The sequence below is a fragment of the Spirillospora sp. NPDC046719 genome (genome assembly GCF_040645715.1).
Lineage (GTDB): Bacteria > Actinomycetota > Actinomycetes > Streptosporangiales > Streptosporangiaceae > Spirillospora.
Map to the genome: position 1 here is coordinate 1 of NZ_JBEYYT010000774.1, position 2,584 is coordinate 2,584.

Genomic DNA, 2,584 nt, shown 5'->3' on the forward strand with positions numbered 1-2,584 from the left:
GCTGGGGAGCCTCCTGCGGCTCCGGGCGCGGCGCGGCCCGCGCCCGGGCGGGGGGCGGCGCCGCGGGGGGGGCCGGGGGCGGGGCGGGCGGGACGGCGTGGTTCGACGACGCCGCCGGGCCCGTCGTGCGCCCCTACGCGCTCACCGGAGGCCGCACCCACTACGAGGGCGTCGAGTTCGACCTCGTCGCGCTGATCGAGGCCGTCGAGGCGCCGGGCGGCGCGGACTCGAACCCGGCGATTCCGGCGTCTCCGTGGTCGCCGGAGCCGGAACATGACATGATCCTGGAGCTTTGCCGCACCCCGTTGTCGGTCGTCGAGATAGCGTCGGATCTGGAACTTCCCCTCGGGGTCGTCCGGGTCCTGCTCGGCGACCTGCTCGACCGTTCGCTGATACAGGTCCGGCGCCCCGCGCCGGTGGCGCAGTTCCCGAGCGAGCGCGTACTCAAGGAAGTGATCGATGGAATCCGTGCGCTCTGACGCGGCCGCCCAGGCGGGCGACTCCGCGCTGACCGTCAAGATCCTCGTGGCCGGTGGCTTCGGAGTCGGCAAGACCACCCTGGTGAGCGCGGTCAGCGAGATCCGTCCGCTGCGCACCGAGGAGGCGCTGACCGAGAAGAGCATCGGCATCGACGACACCACGGCGGTGTCGTCGAAGACCACGACGACCGTGGCGATGGACTTCGGGCGGATCACGCTGCCGAACGGCCTGGTGCTGTTCGTGTTCGGCACGCCCGGCCAGGACCGCTTCTGGTTCATGTGGGACGAGCTGGCCAAGGGCGCGCTCGGCGCGGTGGTGCTGGTCGACACCCGCCGGCTGGCCGACTGCTTCGCCTCGGTGGACTACTTCGAGCGGCGCGGCGTGCCGTTCATCATCGGGGTCAACCGGTTCGACGGCGCCGGCCGGCACACCCCCGACCAGGTGCGCGACGCTCTCGACCTGTCGCCCGACATCCCGGTGATCGACTGCGACGTCCGCGACCGCGAGGACGCCAAGCGCGTGCTCATCACGCTCGTCGAGCACATCATGCGCACGATGAGCGGCAGCCGCCAGGCCGTCACCTACTGACGGGCGGGCTGACGGGCGGGGGCGCGCGGGCGCCCCTCCTCGTGACGTCCTGACCCCTGCGAGCGAGCCCCGGACCCGGCACGTTCCGGTCCGGGGCTTTTTCGCGGGCAACTTTGTCCTGTGACAGGAGAAAGTTCGAAAGAGTTGGGTGAAAGGTCTTCTCAAGTCGACGAAAGCCGGTTACGGTCTCGGCATGAGACCGGGGTCACACGGCCCCGGCGCCCCGAACGGCACCCGAGAGGACGGCGTGATGCGCATGCCGGCTCGTCCGCAGAACGTGCATCAGGCACGCCTGCTGCGGCTGCTGCGCGACGAGGGCCCGCGGTCGCGCGCGGAGCTGGGCGACGTCGTCCGGCTGTCGCGCTCGAAGCTGGCCGTCGAGCTGGACCGGCTGGTCGAGCTCGGGCTGGTGGAGGGCGCCGGGCTCGCGGCGTCGCGCGGCGGGCGGCGGTCCGGGATCGTCCGGCTGTCGCCGAGCCTGCGGTTCGTCGCGTTCGACATCGGCGCCACCTCGATCGACGTCGCGGTGACGGACGGCGCCCTGGAGGTGCTCGGCCACGTCAGCGAGGCGTGCGACGTCCGGCAGGGCGCGACGGCGGTGCTGGACCGGGCCCTGGACCTGCTCGGCAAGCTGCGCGACGAGGGCCTGATCCCGCGCGTGCACGGCACCGGGATCGGCGTCCCGGGGCCGGTGAGCTTCCGGGACGGGATGCCGGTCGTCCCGCCGATCATGCCGGGCTGGGACCGGTTCCCGGTGCGCGACGCGATCGGCGCCGAGCTCGGCTGCCCCGTCCTGGTGGACAACGACGTGAACCTGATGGCGCTCGGCGAGCTGCACGCCGGCCTCGCGCGGTCGGTGGACGACTTCCTGCTCGTCAAGATCGGCACCGGCATCGGCTGCGGCATCGTCGTGGACGGCGCGATCTACCGGGGCGTGTCGGGCAGCGCGGGCGACATCGGGCACATCCGGATCGACGACGACGGGCCCATGTGCGCGTGCGGCAACGCCGGCTGCCTGGAGGCGTACTTCGGCGGCGCGGCGCTCGCGCGGGACGCGGAGGCGGCGGCGCGCTCGGGGGAGTCGCCGCAGCTCGCGGCGCTGCTGGACAGCCACGGGGAGCTGTCCGGCGAGCACGTCGCGCAGGCCGCCGCGGCCGGCGACCCGGCGTCGGTGCGGATCATCCGGGAGGGCGGCCGGCACGTCGGGCAGGTCCTCGCCGGGCTGGTCAGCTTCTTCAACCCGGGCCTGGTGATCATCGCCGGCGGCGTCGCCGGGCTCGGCCACACCCTGCTCGCGGAGATCCGCAGCGTCGTCTACCGCCGGTCGGCGCCGCTGGCGACCGGCAACCTGCCGATCGTGCTGTCCGAGCTGGCCGGCGCCGCCGGGGTGGTGGGCGGCGCGCGGCTGATCAGCGACCACGTGTTCTCCCCGCCGCCCGACCCGCGCCCCCCCAGACGCGGCCCCCCCCCCCCCCCCCCGCCCCCCCCCCCCCCCCCCCCCCCCCCCCCCCCCCCC

3 protein-coding genes are annotated in these 2,584 nt (G+C 74.2%); all 3 read left to right on the forward strand.

Annotation, left to right across the window (positions count from 1 at the left end; translation table 11 throughout):
* The coding region (locus ABZ914_RS50005; RefSeq protein WP_500201620.1) for a DUF742 domain-containing protein at positions 1–479 on the forward strand (479 nt) is incomplete at its 5' end.
* The gene (locus tag ABZ914_RS50010; protein ID WP_190852488.1) at positions 460–1,068 is read left to right on the forward strand and encodes a GTP-binding protein; all 609 of its coding nucleotides are present in this window, start codon (positions 460–462) and stop codon (positions 1,066–1,068) included. The genes ABZ914_RS50005 and ABZ914_RS50010, both read left to right, overlap by 20 nt.
* Positions 1,069–1,261: 193 nt before the next feature.
* A partial coding sequence (locus ABZ914_RS50015) for an ROK family transcriptional regulator (RefSeq protein ID WP_500201621.1) occupies positions 1,262–2,584 on the forward strand: 1,323 nt, incomplete at its 3' end.

Bases quoted from the DNA above. Each gene is read 5' to 3' on its own strand.
- ABZ914_RS50010 (WP_190852488.1), top strand. From the start codon at position 460: ATGGAATCCGTGCGCTCTGACGCGGCCGCCCAGGCGGGCGACTCCGCG.